Origin of the sequence: Streptomyces sp. NPDC001068 (assembly GCF_042897315.1) — a bacterium.
In the GTDB taxonomy this organism is placed as follows: Bacteria; Actinomycetota; Actinomycetes; order Streptomycetales; family Streptomycetaceae; genus Streptomyces.
Map to the genome: position 1 here is coordinate 1 of NZ_JBIAYD010000029.1, position 16,387 is coordinate 16,387.

General features: G+C 71.3%; 13 protein-coding genes. 4 read left to right on the plus strand and 9 right to left on the minus strand.

From position 1 onward, the window contains the following. Positions 1-255: 255 nt before the first annotated feature. The 3 genes from ACFY3I_RS42600 to thyX all read right to left on the minus strand — a co-directional run bounded on the left by ACFY3I_RS42600 (position 256) and on the right by thyX (position 3,973). Positions 256-1,941 (minus strand): ribonuclease J, encoded by a 1,686-nt coding sequence (locus ACFY3I_RS42600; RefSeq protein WP_390866335.1) that lies wholly within the window; start codon positions 1,939-1,941, stop codon positions 256-258. A gap of 156 nt (positions 1,942-2,097) precedes the next feature. After that, complete coding sequence (gene dapA, locus ACFY3I_RS42605) at positions 2,098-2,997, minus strand: 4-hydroxy-tetrahydrodipicolinate synthase (RefSeq protein WP_390866336.1); 900 nt, start codon at positions 2,995-2,997, stop codon at positions 2,098-2,100. Between the two features lie 235 nt (positions 2,998-3,232). Further along, positions 3,233-3,973, minus strand: coding sequence for an FAD-dependent thymidylate synthase (thyX, locus tag ACFY3I_RS42610; RefSeq protein WP_390866337.1), 741 nt, complete (start codon positions 3,971-3,973; stop codon positions 3,233-3,235). A gap of 230 nt (positions 3,974-4,203) precedes the next feature. On the opposite strand from thyX, the gene ACFY3I_RS42615 reads away from it, so the two are divergent. Beyond that, on the plus strand, positions 4,204-4,440 hold the full coding sequence (locus ACFY3I_RS42615; RefSeq protein WP_390866338.1) for a hypothetical protein: 237 nt from the start codon (positions 4,204-4,206) through the stop codon (positions 4,438-4,440). Between the two features lie 90 nt (positions 4,441-4,530). Continuing rightward, entirely contained in the window at positions 4,531-5,082 is a 552-nt protein-coding gene (locus tag ACFY3I_RS42620; protein WP_390866339.1) for a hypothetical protein, read from the plus strand. A 74-nt stretch (positions 5,083-5,156) separates the two neighbouring features. Here ACFY3I_RS42620 and ACFY3I_RS42625 read toward each other — a convergent pair whose 3' ends face one another. The 5 genes from ACFY3I_RS42625 to rpsO all read right to left on the minus strand — a co-directional run bounded on the left by ACFY3I_RS42625 (position 5,157) and on the right by rpsO (position 10,645). Continuing rightward, the gene (locus tag ACFY3I_RS42625) at positions 5,157-5,609 is read right to left on the minus strand and encodes a hypothetical protein (RefSeq protein ID WP_390866340.1); all 453 of its coding nucleotides are present in this window, start codon (positions 5,607-5,609) and stop codon (positions 5,157-5,159) included. A gap of 16 nt (positions 5,610-5,625) precedes the next feature. Beyond that, entirely contained in the window at positions 5,626-6,378 is a 753-nt protein-coding gene (gene dapB / locus ACFY3I_RS42630; RefSeq protein ID WP_390866341.1) for a 4-hydroxy-tetrahydrodipicolinate reductase, read from the minus strand. A 26-nt stretch (positions 6,379-6,404) separates the two neighbouring features. Further along, the gene (locus ACFY3I_RS42635; RefSeq protein WP_390866342.1) at positions 6,405-7,784 is read right to left on the minus strand and encodes a M16 family metallopeptidase; all 1,380 of its coding nucleotides are present in this window, start codon (positions 7,782-7,784) and stop codon (positions 6,405-6,407) included. Beyond that, positions 7,781-10,006 carry a polyribonucleotide nucleotidyltransferase gene (locus tag ACFY3I_RS42640; RefSeq protein ID WP_390866343.1) on the minus strand — a complete coding sequence of 742 codons (2,226 nt, stop codon included), beginning with the start codon at positions 10,004-10,006 and terminating at the stop codon, positions 7,781-7,783. Before ACFY3I_RS42640 ends, ACFY3I_RS42635 begins: the two co-directional genes overlap by 4 nt. A gap of 351 nt (positions 10,007-10,357) precedes the next feature. Further along, positions 10,358-10,645, minus strand: a complete 288-nt coding sequence (rpsO, locus tag ACFY3I_RS42645) for a 30S ribosomal protein S15 (protein WP_365296669.1) — start codon at positions 10,643-10,645, stop codon at positions 10,358-10,360. 271 nt (positions 10,646-10,916) lie between these two features. Here rpsO and ACFY3I_RS42650 point away from each other — a divergent pair, with 271 nt between their 5' ends. Both ACFY3I_RS42650 and ACFY3I_RS42655 read left to right on the plus strand, forming a co-directional pair. Beyond that, the gene (locus ACFY3I_RS42650) at positions 10,917-11,210 is read left to right on the plus strand and encodes a DUF397 domain-containing protein (RefSeq protein ID WP_365296671.1); all 294 of its coding nucleotides are present in this window, start codon (positions 10,917-10,919) and stop codon (positions 11,208-11,210) included. 583 nt (positions 11,211-11,793) lie between these two features. Next, on the plus strand, positions 11,794-15,234 hold the full coding sequence (locus tag ACFY3I_RS42655) for an SCO5717 family growth-regulating ATPase (RefSeq protein ID WP_390866344.1): 3,441 nt from the start codon (positions 11,794-11,796) through the stop codon (positions 15,232-15,234). An 84-nt stretch (positions 15,235-15,318) separates the two neighbouring features. Here ACFY3I_RS42655 and ACFY3I_RS42660 read toward each other — a convergent pair whose 3' ends face one another. Then, positions 15,319-16,269, minus strand: coding sequence for a bifunctional riboflavin kinase/FAD synthetase (locus ACFY3I_RS42660; protein WP_365296674.1), 951 nt, complete (start codon positions 16,267-16,269; stop codon positions 15,319-15,321). Positions 16,270-16,387 lie beyond the last annotated feature (118 nt).

Below are 16,387 nucleotides of genomic sequence, written 5' to 3' on the forward strand. Positions count from 1 at the left end.
CTTGCGTTTCCGACTCTATCAGATCTTTCCGATCCGATTTCCTCGGTGCTTTCCAGGTTTCCGCTCTCGCGTTTCCCTTTCCGGCGGTTCCGACTTTATCAGAAGTTCTGAGCCGGAATTTCCACCCGGTCCTGGAGAACCGGATCCGATCCGTGAAGGACCGGGGTTCCCCGCTGGGCGGAGCCGTAAACGTACTGGAGCGGGGCGCCCCGATGCAAATCGAGGCGCCCCGCTCCTGGTTGACGCGTGCGAGCGTCAGACCTCCACGACCACCGGGAGGATCATCGGCCTGCGGCGATACGTGTCGGAGACCCACTTGCCGAGGGTCCGACGGATGAGTTGCTGCAGCTGGTGCGGCTCCACCACGCCGTCCTGGGCCGAGCGTTCCAGGACCTCCGAGATCTTCGGGACGACGTCCGAGAACGCCGAGTCGTCGATGCCGGAGCCACGCGCCTGGATGTGCGGGCCGCCCGTGATCTTGCCGGTGGACGAGTCCACCACGACGAAGACCGAGATGATGCCCTCGTCACCGAGGATCTTGCGGTCCTTCAGGGCCGGCTCGCCGACGTCACCGACGGAGAGGCCGTCCACGTACACGTAACCGGCCTGCACCTTGCCGGAGATCCTGGCCTTGCCCTCGACCAGGTCCACGACGACGCCGTCCTCGGCGATGACGATCCGGTCGTGCGGGATGCCCGTCAGGGCGCCCAGTTCGGCGTTGGCCCGCAGATGGCGCCATTCGCCGTGCACCGGCATCAGGTTCTTCGGCCGGCAGATGTTGTAGAAGTACAGCAGCTCGCCGGCCGAGGCGTGGCCGGAGACATGCACCTTGGCGTTGCCCTTGTGGACGACGTCGGCGCCCCAGCGGGTCAGTCCGTTGATGACGCGGTAGACCGCGTTCTCGTTCCCGGGGATCAGGGACGACGCCAGGATGACGGTGTCACCGTCGACGATGCGGATCTGATGGTCCCGGTTGGCCATCCGGGACAGGGCGGCCATCGGTTCGCCCTGTGAACCCGTGCAGACCAGGACCACCTGGCTGTCCGGGAGGTCGTCGAGCGTCTTGACGTCGACCACGAGGCCCGGCGGGACCTTGAGGTAGCCCAGGTCCCGGGCGATGCCCATGTTGCGGACCATGGAGCGGCCGACGAAGGCGACCCGGCGACCGTACTCGTGGGCGGCGTCCAGGATCTGCTGGATGCGGTGGACGTGGCTGGCGAAGCTGGCCACGATGATCCGCTTGCGGGCTCCGGCGAACACCTGGCGCAGCACGTTCGAGATGTCCCGCTCGGGCGGCACGAAGCCCGGCACCTCGGCGTTGGTCGAGTCGGCCAGCAGGAGGTCGATGCCCTCCTCGCTCAGCCGCGCGAAGGCGTGGAGGTCCGTCAGGCGGTGGTCCAGCGGAAGCTGGTCCATCTTGAAGTCGCCGGTGTGCACGGCCATGCCGGCCGGGGTGCGGATGGCCACGGCCAGGGCGTCCGGGATGGAGTGGTTGACGGCGACGAACTCGCAGTCGAAGGGTCCGATGCGCTCGCGCCGGCCCTCCGCCACTTCCAGGGTGTACGGCCGGATCCGGTGCTCCTGGAGCTTCGCCTCGATGAGGGCGAGGGTCAGCTTGGACCCGATGAGCGGGATGTCCGGCTTCTCGCGGAGCAGGAAGGGAACGCCGCCGATGTGGTCCTCGTGGCCGTGGGTGAGGACGATGCCCTCGATGTCGTCGAGGCGGTCCCTGATGGACGTGAAGTCCGGCAGGATCAGGTCGATTCCGGGCTGCTCCTCCTCGGGGAAGAGCACTCCGCAGTCGACGATCAGCAGACGGCCGCCGTACTCGAAGACGGTCATGTTTCGGCCGATCTCGCCGAGCCCGCCGAGCGGGGTGACGCGCAGGGCGCCTTCGGGGAGCTGGGGCGGCGGGCCGAGTTCGGGATGCGGATGACTCAAAAGACTCTCCTGACCACGCACGCCACGTACCGGTCGGGCACGTGGCGTGCGTGACGTTCGTGCATAAGCAGTTGTCGTTGTGGAATGCGGGCACCGGTGGCCCGCCGTATTCAGTTGTTAAGCCTCGCTACGCGGACGTCCGCGCGAAGTCTGTTGTCAGAGCTGTACCCCGCCGGCACCAAGATCGATCTTGAGCTGGGCAATCTCCTCGGGCGAACATTCGACCATGGGGGCGCGTAGCGGCCCGGCGGGCAGGCCCTGGAGGGCCAGCGCGGCCTTGGTCGTCATGACGCCCTGGGTGCGGAACATGCCGGTGTAGACCGGCAGCAGCTTCTGGTGGATCTCCGCGGCCTTCTGCACGTCACCGGAGGTGAAGGCCTCGACGAGGGCCCGGAGGTCCGGGGTGACCACGTGGCCGACGACGGAGACGAAGCCGACGGCGCCCACGGAGAGCAGCGGCAGGTTGAGCATGTCGTCGCCCGAGTACCAGGCCAGTCCGGACCTGGCGATGGCCCAGCTCGCCCGGCCGAGGTCGCCCTTGGCGTCCTTGTTGGCGACGATCCTCGGGTGCTCGGCCAGCCGGACGAACGTCTCGGTGCTGATCGGGACACCGCTGCGGCCGGGGATGTCGTAGAGCATGACCGGCAGGCCGGTGGTGTCGGCGACCGCGGTGAAGTGCCGGTACAGGCCCTCCTGAGGGGGCTTGTTGTAGTACGGCGTGACGACCAGCAGGCCGTGTGCGCCGTCGCGCTCGGCCTGACGGGCCAGCTCGGTGCTGTGGTGGGTGTCGTTGGTGCCGACGCCGGCCACCACGTGGGCGCGGTCGCCGACCGCCGCCACGACGGCCCGTACGAGTTCCGATTTCTCCGCATCGCTGGTGGTGGGCGACTCGCCGGTGGTGCCGTTGATGATCAGGCCGTCGTTGCCTGCGTCCACCAGGTGGGTTGCGAGCCGCTGCGCGCCGTCGAGGTCGAGTGCGCCGTCCGCCGTGAAGGGCGTGACCATGGCGGTGAGGACCCGCCCGAAGGGGGTCTGCGGAGTGGAGGTCGGAGCCATGGGTTACACGCTACTCGGTGCTCACGGCGCGGTCTGCCCTTGGGGTACGGGGAAAGTCCGGACAAATGCGGAGCCCGGCACTGCCTGCTCGGGGGTTCAAGCAGTGCCGGGTCCGTTTGATCAGGCTAGATGAACTTCTCCAAATGCCGCAATACGGACACTTCGCCAGGCTGATCCGCACATCTGTGCCGAGCACGACAACACGCGCGAGAAGCCGGGCGCCGCAACGGCCGGGTCACGGCGCGACGCGCCCGTTGGCGTTGAAGGCGGCGTGGGTGAGCGGCATGAGCCTGGCCCACTCCGCCTCCATCTTCTCGCCGACCATCTCGATCTCCCGCTGCGGGAAGGACGGCACCTTGGCCAGCTCGTGCTGGGTGCGCAGGCCGAGGAAGTGCATCAGTGAGCGGGCGTTGCAGGTGGCGTACATCGAGGAGAAGAGCCCGACGGGCAGCACCGCACGGGCCACCTCACGGGCGACACCGGCGGCGAGCATCTCCTGGTAGGCCTCGTAGGCCTGCCGGTAGGAATCCTCCATCGTCCGGGCGACGAGTTCCCGCTGGGCCTGGGTGCCCTCCACGAAGACGTACTTGCCGGGGCGGCCCTCCTGGACGAGCTTGCGGGACTCGTCGGGCACGTAGAACACGGGGTCCAGGCGGCGATACCTTCCCGACTCCTCGTTGTAGGACCATCCCACCCGGTGCCTCATGAACTCGCGGAAGACGAAGATCGGGGCGCTGACGAAGAAGGTCATCGAGTTGTGCTCGAAGGGGCTGCCGTGCCGGTCCCGCATCAGGTAGTTGATCAGACCCTTGGAACGCTCCGGGTCCTTCTTCAGCTCGTCCAGGGACTGCTCGCCGGCGGTGGAGACCCGGGCGGCCCACAGCACGTCGGAGTCGGCCGCGCTGTGCTTGACCAGCTCGACGGTGACATCGCTGCGGAAGCTGGGCTTGAGGTCGTCGGCGGGGGTGTCGGTCACGGCTCGGAGGGTCCTTCCATCACTTCTCTCGGGCGGCGCCCACTCTACGGCCCGGCACCGACAACAGGGCGTCGGCGGCGGGGCGCGACATCTTCGGCCAACTTCGGTGAAGTTCTGTGAATTCGGGGCAACCGGGCACCTAACGCTTCGTTCGCTCGTCTGTATCGGTGAGGGCGATTCGTTCGATCCCGTCCCGCAGTGCCCACCGCTCCCGAGAGGAGACACTCCAGATGTTCCGCCGGCGCGAGCCCGTGCCCTTCGCCTTCGTCGCCGAGGCCGACAGGTTCCGCAGCAACGTCACGCCCCCGCCCCGCGAGCGGTCGTCCGTGAGTCAGATAACCGGGCGGTGGCTGCTCGGACTCACCCTCGTCGCCGGAATGGCGGGTTCCCTGGTCCTGGGCATGCCGGCGCTGTCCACGCCGTCCGATCCGGGCACCCAGCAGTCGCAGGCCTCACAGGGGCACTGACCCTTCCGGCCCCCCGCGAGTGGTGGGCCGGGATCCGGCCGGATAATCTCACCGGGCACAGCCCATGCATGGATTGAGTGAGGACCAGCCGTGCCCCTGCCCTTCCTGATGGCCGACCGCGTCGACGACGCGGAACTCGACAGCGCCCTGCCCTACGACGACCGGGACCGCTGGCGCCGGCCCTACCGGCCAGGCCCCTGGCGGGTGGGCGGCGCCGCCCTGTGGCTGCTGCTGGCCTCGTTCGTGCTGTTCGCCGCCGTCGCGCTGGCCCTGACCGGCTCGCTGTCCGCCGCGGGTGTCGTCCTCGGCATCGCGCTGGTGATCATCGCCGCGGCCCTGCGGATACTGCGCATGGGCGTGTGGGTGAGCGCACGCGGAGTGCGCCGGATCGGTCTGCTGCAGACCCGGACGGTGCCCTGGAAGCGGGTCGTCGCGGTGCGCACCGCGCAGCAGCCGGTCCGCTGGCTGGGGCTGCCCCGCACGGTGCAGGGACAGGCCCTGACGCTCGTACGGCAGGACCGGACGGCCGACACCGAGCCGCTGCTGACCACGCACGGGATGGACTTCCTGGGCCGGGCCTCGGCCTTCGACCGCGCGGCGGACGCGGTGGAGGCGTGGGCGGCGGAGTACGGCCGCCGCTGAACGGCCGCCGACACCAGACGGCAGGGGCCGGTCCGCGTGACGCGGGCCGGCCCCTGCCGTGTGTGCGCGGGTTCTCAGGCCTCCAGCGGCCTGCCGTCGTGCAGGGCGATGGCCCGCTGCATGGCCTTGCGGGCGCGTGGGGTGTCCCTGGCGTCGTGGTAGGCGACGGCGAGCCGGAACCAGCTGCGCCAGTCGTCCGGGGCCGCCTCGGTCTCGGCCTTGCGCTTGGCGAAGACCTCGTCGGCGGAGTCCCGGTCGATGCGGCCGCCGGGGGTGCGCTTCAGCTCGTCCACGGGCAGGCCGCCCTCGGCGTCGAGCTTCGCGGCGAGTGCGTTGGCCCTGCGGACGAACTGGGTGTTCTTCCAGAGGAACCAGACGCCGATGACCGGCAGGATCAGCACGGCCACCCCGAAGGTGACGGTGAAGACCGTGCCGGTCTGGATGAGCATCACGCCGCGGCTGCCGACCAGGACGAAGTAGAAGACCAGGACGGCGGCCGTGAGGGCGTAGGAGAGCTTCGCGCGCATTGTCAGAGGCCTCGAATCAGCCCAGGTCCAGGAAGTTTTCCAGGCCGAAGGTCAGGCCCGGGGCGGTGACCACGCGGCGGGCGCCGAGCAGGATGCCCGGCATGAAGCTGCTGTGGTGCAGGGAGTCGTGCCGGACGGTGAGGGTCTCGCCCTCGCCGCCCAGCAGGACCTCCTGGTGGGCCAGGAGACCGCGGAGGCGGACCGCGTGGACCGGGACGCCGTCGACGTCGGCTCCGCGCGCGCCGTCCAGGGCGGTGACGGTGGCGTCCGGGGCCGGTGCGGTGCCGGCCGCGCGGCGGGCCTCCGCGATGAGCTGGGCCGTGCGCGTGGCCGTGCCGCTCGGCGCGTCGACCTTGTCCGGGTGGTGGAGTTCGACGACCTCCACGGATTCGAAGTACGGGGCGGCGATCTGCGCGAACTTCATCGTCAGCACGGCCCCGATGGAGAAGTTCGGGGCGATGAGCACGCCGGTCTCCGGGGACTGGGCGAGCCAGCCCGTCAGCTGCGCGAGGCGCTCCTCGGTCCAGCCCGTCGTGCCGACGACCGCGTGGATGCCGTGCCGGACGCAGAAGTCGAGGTTGCCCATGACGGAGGCGGGCGTGGTCAGTTCGACCGCGACCTGGGCGCCCGAGTCGGCGAGCGCCTCCAGCTTGTCGCCCCGGCCGAGGGCGGCGACCAGCTCCATGTCCTCGGCGGCCTCGACCGCCTTGACCGCCTCGGACCCGATCCTGCCCTGGGCGCCGAGGACCGCCACGCGCAGCTTGCTCATCTTCTTCGTTCCTTACCGGTGGTGTGTCAGGCGACGGCGTCGTGCAGGCGCGCGGCCTGTTTGTCCTTGAGCGGTCCGATGACCGACAGCGACGGGCGCTGTCCGAGGACGTCCCGGGCGACCGAGCGGACCTCGTCCGGGGTCACGGCGGCTATCCGGGCCAGCATGTCGTCGACGGACATCTGCTCGCCCCAGCACAGTTCGCTCTTGCCGATACGGTTCATCAGCGCGCCGGTGTCCTCCAGGCCGAGGACCGTGGAGCCCTGGAGCTGGCCGATGGCGCGGCCGATCTCGTCGTCCGGCAGGCCGTGCGCGGCGACCTGGTCCAGTTCGTCCCGGCAGATCTTGAGGACGTCGTGGACCTGCGAGGGCCGGCAGCCGGCGTAGACGCCGAACAGGCCGCAGTCGGCGAAGCCCGAGGTGTAGGAGTACACGCTGTAGGCCAGGCCGCGCTTCTCGCGGACCTCCTGGAAGAGCCGGGAGGACATGCCGCCGCCGAGGGCGGTGTTGAGCACTCCGAGCGCCCAGCGGCGGTCGTCGGTGCGGGGCAGCCCGGGCATGCCGAGGACGACGTGCGCCTGTTCGGTCTTGCGGCCGAGGAGTTCGACGCGTCCGGCGGTGCGGATGGTGCGGCTGCCTTCGCGCGGGCCGATGGGGGCGGCCTCGGCGGTCCGGAAGGCGCCGGCCTTCTCGAAGGCCGCGCGGACCTGTCGTACGACCTTGGCGTGGTCGATGTTGCCGGCCGCGGCGACCACCAGGTGGGTGGGGTCGTAGTGCTTCTTGTAGAAGCGGCGGATGCGGTCGGCGGAGAGCGCGTTGACCGTGTCGACGGTGCCGAGGACCGGGCGGCCGAGGGCGTTGTCGCCGAACATGGTGTGCGCGAACAGGTCGTGCACGCAGTCGCCGGGGTCGTCCTCGGTCATGGCGATCTCTTCGAGGATCGCGCCGCGCTCGACGTTGACGTCGTCCTCGAGGATGAGCGAGCCGGTCAGCATGTCGCAGACGACGTCGATGGCGAGCGGCAGGTCGGTGTCGAGCACGCGCGCGTAGTAGCACGTGTACTCCTTGGCCGTGAACGCGTTCATCTCGCCGCCGACGGCGTCGATGGCGGAGGAGATGTCCAGGGCGGAGCGGCGCGTGGTGCCCTTGAAGAGCAGGTGCTCCAGGTAGTGCGTGGCGCCGTTCAGGGCGGGGGTCTCGTCGCGGGAGCCGACGTGGGCCCAGATGCCGAAGGTCGCGGAGCGGACCGAGGGCAGGGTCTCGGTGACGATGCGCAGGCCGCCGGGGAGGGTGGTCCTGCGGACCGTGCCGATGCCGTTCTCGCCCTTGATCAGGGTTTGGGTACGGGCGACGGCCCGCGCCTCCGAGGAGGTGCGGGCCGTCGTCGTGGGGCTGCTCGACGTCACTTGTCGGTGTCGTCCTTTGCGTCCTCGGAGGAAGCGTCTTCCTCGCCCTCGACCACGGGGATGAGGGAGAGCTTGCCGCGGGAGTCGATCTCGGCGATCTCGACCTGGACCTTCTGGCCCACACCGAGGACGTCCTCGACGTTCTCCACGCGCTTGCCGCCGGCCAGCTTGCGGATCTGCGAGATGTGCAGCAGACCGTCCTTGCCGGGCAGCAGGGAGACGAACGCGCCGAAGGTGGTCGTCTTGACGACCGTGCCCAGGTAGCGCTCGCCGACCTCGGGCATCGTCGGGTTGGCGATGCCGTTGATCGTGGCACGGGCGGCCTCGGCGGCCGGGCCGTCGGAGGCGCCGATGTAGATGGTGCCGTCGTCCTCGATGGTGATCTCGGCGCCGGTGTCCTCCTGGATCTGGTTGATCATCTTGCCCTTGGGGCCGATGACCTCACCGATCTTGTCCACGGGGATCTTGACGGTGATGATCCGCGGGGCGTTCGGGGACATCTCGTCCGGCTTGTCGATCGCTTCCATCATCACGTCGAGGATGTGGAGGCGGGCGTCCCGGGCCTGCTTGAGGGCGGCGGCCAGGACGGAGGCCGGGATGCCGTCCAGCTTCGTGTCGAGCTGGAGGGCGGTCACGAACTCCTTGGTGCCGGCGACCTTGAAGTCCATGTCGCCGAAGGCGTCCTCCGCACCGAGGATGTCGGTGAGGCTGACGTAGTGCGTCTCGCCGTCGATCTCCTGGGAGATCAGGCCCATGGCGATACCGGCGACCGGGGCCTTCAGCGGCACACCGGCGTTCAGCAGCGACATGGTGGAGGCGCAGACCGAGCCCATGGACGTCGAGCCGTTGGAGCCGAGCGCCTCGGACACCTGACGGATCGCGTAGGGGAACTCCTCGCGGGTCGGCAGGACCGGGACCAGGGCGCGCTCGGCGAGGGCGCCGTGGCCGATCTCGCGGCGCTTCGGGGAGCCGACGCGGCCGGTCTCGCCGGTGGAGTACGGCGGGAAGTTGTAGTTGTGCATGTAGCGCTTGCGGGTCACCGGGGAAAGGGTGTCCAGCTGCTGCTCCATCCGGAGCATGTTGAGGGTGGTGACGCCCAGGATCTGGGTCTCGCCACGCTCGAACAGCGCCGAACCGTGCACGCGCGGGATGGCCTCGACCTCGGCGGCCAGGGTGCGGATGTCGGTGACACCGCGGCCGTCGATGCGCTTCTTCTCCTTGATCACGCGCTCGCGGACCAGCTGCTTGGTCAGCGAGCGGTACGCGGCGGAGATCTCCTTCTCGCGGCCCTCGAACTCCGGGAGGAGCTTCTCGGCGGCCAGACCCTTGACGCGGTCCAGCTCGGCCTCGCGCTCCTGCTTGCCGGCGATGGTCAGCGCGGCGGCGAGCTCGGGGCGGACGGCGGCGGACAGCGCCTCCAGGACGTCGTCCTGGTAGTCGAGGAAGATCGGGAACTCGCCGGTCGGCTTGGCGGCCTTCGCGGCGAGGTCGGCCTGGGCCTTGCAGAGCACCTTGATGAAGGGCTTCGCGGCGTCCAGACCGGAGGCGACGACCTCCTCGGTCGGCGCCTCGGCGCCGCCCTTGACCAGCTGGATGGTCTTCTCGGTGGCCTCGGCCTCGACCATCATGATCGCGACGTCGCCGTCCTCCAGGACGCGGCCGGCGACCACCATGTCGAAGACGGCGTCCTCGAGCTCGGTGTGGGTCGGGAACGCGACCCACTGGTTGTTGATCAGCGCGACGCGGACGCCGCCGATCGGACCCGAGAAGGGCAGGCCGGCCAGCTGGGTGGACGCGGACGCGGCGTTGATCGCGACGACGTCGTACAGGTGGTCGGGGTTGAGCGCCATGATGGTGGCGACGACCTGGATCTCGTTGCGCAGGCCCTTCTTGAAGGACGGGCGCAGCGGGCGGTCGATCAGGCGGCAGGTGAGGATCGCGTCCTCGCTCGGCCGGCCCTCACGGCGGAAGAAGGAACCGGGGATCTTCCCGGCCGCGTACATGCGCTCCTCGACGTCCACCGTGAGGGGGAAGAAGTCGAGCTGGTCCTTGGGGTTCTTGGAGGCGGTGGTGGCCGACAGCACCATGGTGTCGTCGTCCAGGTACGCCACGGCGGAGCCGGCGGCCTGCTTGGCCAGGCGGCCCGTCTCGAAGCGGATGGTGCGGGTGCCGAAGGCGCCGTTGTCGATGACGGCCTCGGCGTAGTGGGTCTCGTTCTCCACTAGCGTTTTCTCCGTTACTTTCGTCTGCGTTGCGTCTTTTGTCCCGGTCTGCCCGTGTGGCAGGGGGACGGTCCCGGAGAAGCGCGCCGTGCTGTGCGGGCCGGTCTTCGATCGAAGCACCCGGGGCTCGCTTCCCCCCGGGGGCCACTACCGAGGACCGGCGGCGGCTTGGGTGCGCTTCTCCTCGTTCTGGGTCGTACGGCGTCATTCTCTGTCGTACGACGTTCCGTGTCGTGCGTATTGCGTCGTGCTACCACACTACAAAGCGTCGGTGACACTCCGCACGTTTCCGCACGTACGGCAAAGGGAGCGGTCCCGGGTCTCTCCGGGAACCGCTCCCTTCACGGCGTGTTACTTGGCGCCCGCCGCACCGCGGCGGATGCCCAGGCGGTCGACCAGCGCACGGAAGCGCTGGATGTCCTTCTTCGCCAGGTACTGCAGGAGGCGACGGCGCTGACCGACCAGGATCAGCAGACCACGACGGGAGTGGTGGTCGTGCTTGTGGGCCTTGAGGTGCTCCGTCAGGTCGGAGATCCGACGGGAGAGCAGGGCCACCTGGACCTCGGGGGAGCCGGTGTCACCCTCCTTGGTGCCGAACTCGGAGATGATCTGCTTCTTCACTGCGGCGTCGAGCGACACGCGTACTCCTCATGATCTGTGGGTGCCCACCGAGCGCCCCCGGTCTTCATCGCGGGGGATCTTCCACAACTCGGAAGGCGGAATCCGTCGGCCGCGGCCTCAGGGGTCCACGGGGGACTCCGGGGGTGCGAACACAAACGGCCGTCGACCAGGGTACCAGTGCCGGGGTACGCGGATGTCCGTGACCGTCTCGGACGGCCGGAGACGGTGCCACCGCCAGTAGTGTGACCGTCACAGCGTAGGTACGTCGTCGGGAAGGGGTCGCCGCGGTATGAGCGAGACGGCTGAGGAGATGAAGGCACGCAAGGAGCGGGAACGGGACGAGCTCTACGCGCTCGACATCTCGGGCGTCGAGTGGCACTGCGCACCCGGCACCGAGCAGGACGAGGAGCGGGTGGAGATCGCCTATCTGCCCGAGGGCGCGGTCGCCATGCGGTCGTCGCTCGACCCGGGCACCGTGCTGCGTTACACGGAGGCGGAGTGGCGGGCCTTCGTACTGGGGGCCCGGGACGGCGAGTTCGACCTGGAGCCCAACGAGCGGAACGGCGGTCTGGCCGCGCAGTGACCGCCGGTCCGGTGGCGGGGGGCACACGCGCGTGCCGCCCACCACCGGACCCGGCCCCCTCCCCGCGCGACCGGCGCCCGCCCCGCCGTGCGGGCCCCCGCGCTGACCGAACCGCGGGCGGCCGGACGGGACGCAGCCAGGATCGCGCCGAAGTCTCCCTTTCCTCCCGCTTGTTGGCGGCTCGCGTCACCCTCCCCCGAGAGCGTCGATCCCGTCCCGCCCGCAGCCCCGGCATCATGGGCGTGACGCGCGGCCCACACACGGCCAACTACCGCCCGAACTGACGGTTCTTGCCCGATTTGTTCATCTTTTGTTCGGCAATACGAAAGCTCTGCACAGGAGTTCAGGGCATGGTGTGACCAGGCGGACGACCGTATCGAGACGGACGGGCCTGCCGAGGTGCGGCTCCCGGTGATTAGGCTGGGAGGGGGGCGCGACGTCAGGACCGTGCACACGGCGTCGGCATCCCGCGGGGGAGCGCCGGTGGATCGGACTACCTCGAACGAATACGGATGCTGAGAACGACACGACATGGTCGTCGCGCCGGCACGGCACGAGGTGCTCGACCACACCAGGAGGAACTGTGAGCAGCGATCGGGACGGGATCCGCGGGGGCTGGGCCACACCCGGCGAAGACCAGCCCGACGCGGAGTCCCTCAACGAGATGACGGGCGAGTTCACGATCGACTACGCGCCGCCCGCCTGGTACACGCAGAACGCGGCGAGCGGCCCGGACGCGGCCGAAGGGGCCGAAGGGCCGGGGACGGCCGGCTCCGGCTCCGGTTCCACGCCTGCCGCCACGACGCCCGCCGCGCAGCCCCGCTCACCGTTCCCGCCGGGGGCGCCGATCCCGGGGCTGACTCCCCCGCCGCATGCCCAGCAGGGGGGCGGAGCGGCCGGCCCCGCCGGACCGTTCGCTCCCGCACCGGCCCCGGCTCCGGCTCCGGCGGCGCCCTTCACCCCGCCGCCCACCGCCGCACCCGGGGCACCGTTCACGCCGCCGCCCGCCGCGACACCCGGCGCGCCCTTCACCCCGGCGCCCGCCGCGACACCCGGCGCACCCTTCACGCCCCCGCCCACCGCGGGTCCGGGTGCTCCGCCCGCGCCGCCCGCCGCGACGCCCGGCGCGCCCTTCACCCCGGCGCCCGCGTCGACGCCCGGCGCACCGTTCACGCCCGCGCCCGCGTCAACCCCGGGGGCGCCCTTCACCCCGCCGGCCGCGACGCCGGGGGCACCGTTCACGCCCCCGCCCGCCGCGACACCCGGCGCGCCCTTCACCCCGCCCGCCCCGCGGGCCGACGCGGGCGCGCAGGCCGCGCCGGTGGCCAAGCCCGCCGCGCCGTTCACCCCGGCCGCACCGCCCGCGGACGCCGCGGCCGCCGTGCCGAGGCTCCCGGTCGGTTTCGAGCCGCAGCCCGCCACCGCCGAGGAACCGGCACCGGAGCCCGAGTCGGACAGCGGTGACCTGGAGAGCGGGGCGACGATGCGGTTCTCCGCCGTCGCACTGAAGCGCGACATCGCCGAGGCCGCCGAGCGGACCGCCGCCGCCGAGGACACGGCCGACGGGCGGGGCGGCGCCGCGCACGAGGACGCGACCGAAGCCGAGGCGGAGGCGGACAGGCAGCCGGCCGCCGACGTCATCGCGATGCTGGTCGACTCCGACGCCCCGCGCCCGGACAGCGCGCCCCACGCCGACGCCTCCGAAACCGACGAGGGCGACGAGGGCGACGAGACCCACCCCGAGGACGCCGCCTCCCACGGCCGCACCGGAGCCCGCGCCGACGCCGAGACGGACGAACCCGCCCCGGACCTCGCCGATGACGGAGCCCGCGACGCGGCCCCGGCGGACGGCACCGAGGACGACGAGCCCGCGGACGCGGTCGCCGACGGCGAGTCCGACGGGCCCACCGACGAGACGCACTCCGGCTCCAGCGCCGACGCCGTGGCCCCCGAGGACGGCGACGAGCCCGCGGACGCGCCCCCCGCGTCACAGGACGCCGTAGCCGCCGCTGCCGCGCCGCAGGACGCGCCCCCGGCTCCCGAGACCGCCGCGCCGCCGGTCCACTGGGCTCCGCCGCCGGTCCCGCCTGTCCCGCCTGTCCCGCCGACGCCGCCCGCCGGGGTGCCGCCCCTGCCGCCGTCGTACCAGCCCGCGACCCCCGCACCGGCCGGCCACTGGCCCGCCCAGCCGGCGCCCTCGCAGGCCGGGCCGGCACAGTCGGCGCCGTCGCAGCCCGCTCCCGGGCAGGGTGCCGGGGGCGGAGCCGGGCAGCAGCCGCCGTTCCAGGCACCGCACGCGCCGATGCCCGCTCCCGCCGCCTGGCACCAGGCCCAGCCCCAGCCCCAGCCCCAGGAGCCGCACGCCCCCGTCCAGCCGCAGGCATCGGGCGGCTACGGCTTCCCGCAGCCCGGTGTGCAGCACCCCGCTCCCCCGGCCGCGCAGCCGCAGCAGGCCGCCGCCGACCCGCAGGGCGGCTACGGCTATCCCGGGGCCCCCGTGCCCCAGGCACCCGCCCCGGCCGGTTACGGCTTCCCGCAGCCCGGCCCGGCTCAGGCACCCCAGGACCCGCGCGCCGCGCAGCCCGCCCAGCCCCCGGCGCCGGCCCCGCACCCCGGGCAGCCGGACCCGCAGGCGCCGCAGGTCCCGCAAGCCCCGGTCGACCCGCGGGCCGGTGCCGCCTGGCCGCAGCCCATGCAGCACGACCAGCGGCAGATGACCAACCCCGGTGCCGCGCCGCTGGGTTACACCGCGGCCGTGGAGCTGTCCTCGGACCGGCTGCTCAACAACAAGAAGCAGAAGACGAAGAGCGGCCGGCCCGGTGCCGCGCCCTCGCGGTTCAAGCTCGGCGGCAAGAAGGAGGAGGCGGAGCGGCAGCGGAAGCTGGACCTGATCCGTACGCCGGTGCTGTCCTGCTACCGGATAGCGGTGATCAGCCTCAAGGGCGGTGTCGGCAAGACCACCACGACCACCGCGCTCGGCTCCACCCTCGCCACCGAGCGCCAGGACAAGATCCTGGCCATCGACGCCAACCCGGACGCCGGCACCCTCGGCCGCCGGGTGCGCCGCGAGACCGGGGCCACCATCCGCGACCTGGTCCAGGCGATCCCGTACCTGAACTCCTACATGGACATCAGGCGGTTCACCTCCCAGGCCTCGTCCGGTCTGGAGATCATCGCCAACGACGTCGACCCCGCGGTGTCGACCACGTTCAACGACGAGGACTACCGGCGCGCGATCGACGTCCTGGGCCGGCAGTACCCGATCATCCTCACCGACTCGGGCACCGGCCTGCTCTACAGCGCCATGCGCGGCGTACTGGACCTCGCCGACCAGCTGATCATCATCTCGACGCCGTCCGTGGACGGGGCGAGCAGTGCCAGTACGACACTGGACTGGCTCTCCGCGCACGGGTACGCCGACCTGGTGTCGAGGTCGATCACCGTGATCTCCGGGGTCCGGGAGACCGGCAAGATGATCAAGGTCGAGGACATCGTGCAGCACTTCGAGATGCGCTGCCGGGGCGTCGTGGTCGTGCCGTTCGACGAGCATCTGTCCGCCGGTGCCGAGGTCGACCTCGACATGATGCGGCCGAAGGTGCGCGAGGCGTACTTCAACCTCGCGGCGATGGTCGCCGAGGACTTCGTACGCCACCAGCAGATGCACGGGCTGTGGACCAGCGACGGCAATCCGCCGCCGGTCGCCGCCCCGCCGCTGCCGGGCCAGCCGCTGCCGGGCCAGCCGCTGCCCGGCCAGCAGTACACCCCGCCCCCGGCTCCGGGACAGCAGCCGTACCCGCAGCAGCCGTACGCGCCCGGACAGCCGTACCCGCAGCAGCCCTATCCGCAGCAGCAGCCGGGACAGCCCTACCCCGCGCAGGCCCCGGGGCCGCAGCAGCCGGGGTACGGCTACCCGCAGCCCGGCGCCCAGCCGCCCGCTCCCCCGGCCCCGCCCGCCGGCTACGGCTTCCCGCAGCAGCCGCAGCCCGGGGAGGCCCAGGAGCCGCCGCAACCGCCGCAGCAGTAGCCGCAACGCCGAAGGGCGGCCGGTGCCTCAGCGCACCGGCCGCCCTTCGGCGTCGAATGATCCGAACCCCCGGACGGGGCCCGGTCAGGCCTCCTCGGCCGCCACCAGGACACGGCAGCGGTCGACGTCGTCGGCCATCTGCACGAGGAGCGCGTCGAGCGAGTCGAACTTGGCCTGCCCCCGGACGAAGGCCAGGAAGTCGACGGCGACGTGCAGCCCGTACAGGTCGAGGCCGACCCGGTCGATGGCGTACGCCTCCACCGTGCGCTCGGTGCCGTCGAACTGCGGGTTCGTGCCGACGGAGATCGCCGCCGGCATCACCTCGCCCTGGGCGTGCAGGAATCCGGCGTAGACGCCGTCGGCGGGGATGGCGGTGTGCGGCAGGGTCTCCACGTTGGCGGTCGGGAAGCCCAGCTCACGGCCGCGCTGCGCGCCGCGTACGACCACGCCCTCCACCCGGTGCGGGCGGCCCAGGATCTCGCGGGCACCCGCCATGTCACCCTCGGCGACCAGCCGCCGGGTCAGGGTCGAGGAGAACGGCTCGCCGCCGCCCGCCTCGCCGCGCATGTACAGGTCGACGACCTCGACCTCGAAGTCGTAGACCTTGCCCTGCTCGGCGAGGAACTCGACGTTGCCCGCGGCCTTGTGGCCGAAGCGGAAGTTGGGGCCCTCGACGACCGCCTTCGCGTGCAGCCTGTCGACCAGCACCTTGACCACGAAGTCGGCCGGCGACAGCCGCGAGAACTCTGTGGTGAAGGGCAGGATCAGCACCGCGTCCACGCCCAGGTCCGCCATCAGCCCGGCACGGGTGTGGTGCGGGGCGAGCAGCGGCGGGTGGCTGCCCGGGCGGACGACCTCGCTGGGGTGCGGGTCGAAGGTGACGACGACGGCCGGAATGCCCAGCTCACGGGCGCGGTCCACGGCATGCCGGATGATCAGCTGGTGACCGCGGTGCACCCCGTCGTAGGACCCGATGGTGACGACGCTGCGCCCCCAGTCCTCGGGGATGTCCTCCAAGCCACGCCAGCGCTGCACTGTGACCGCTCCTCGAACCTGTGTCCGTTGTCCGTCGTACGCAGGTCTAAGGGTGCCATGTTTGGTGGACACGTCTCACACCGGCACGGTCGCTGTGACCTTGCGCACCCGTCCTGCG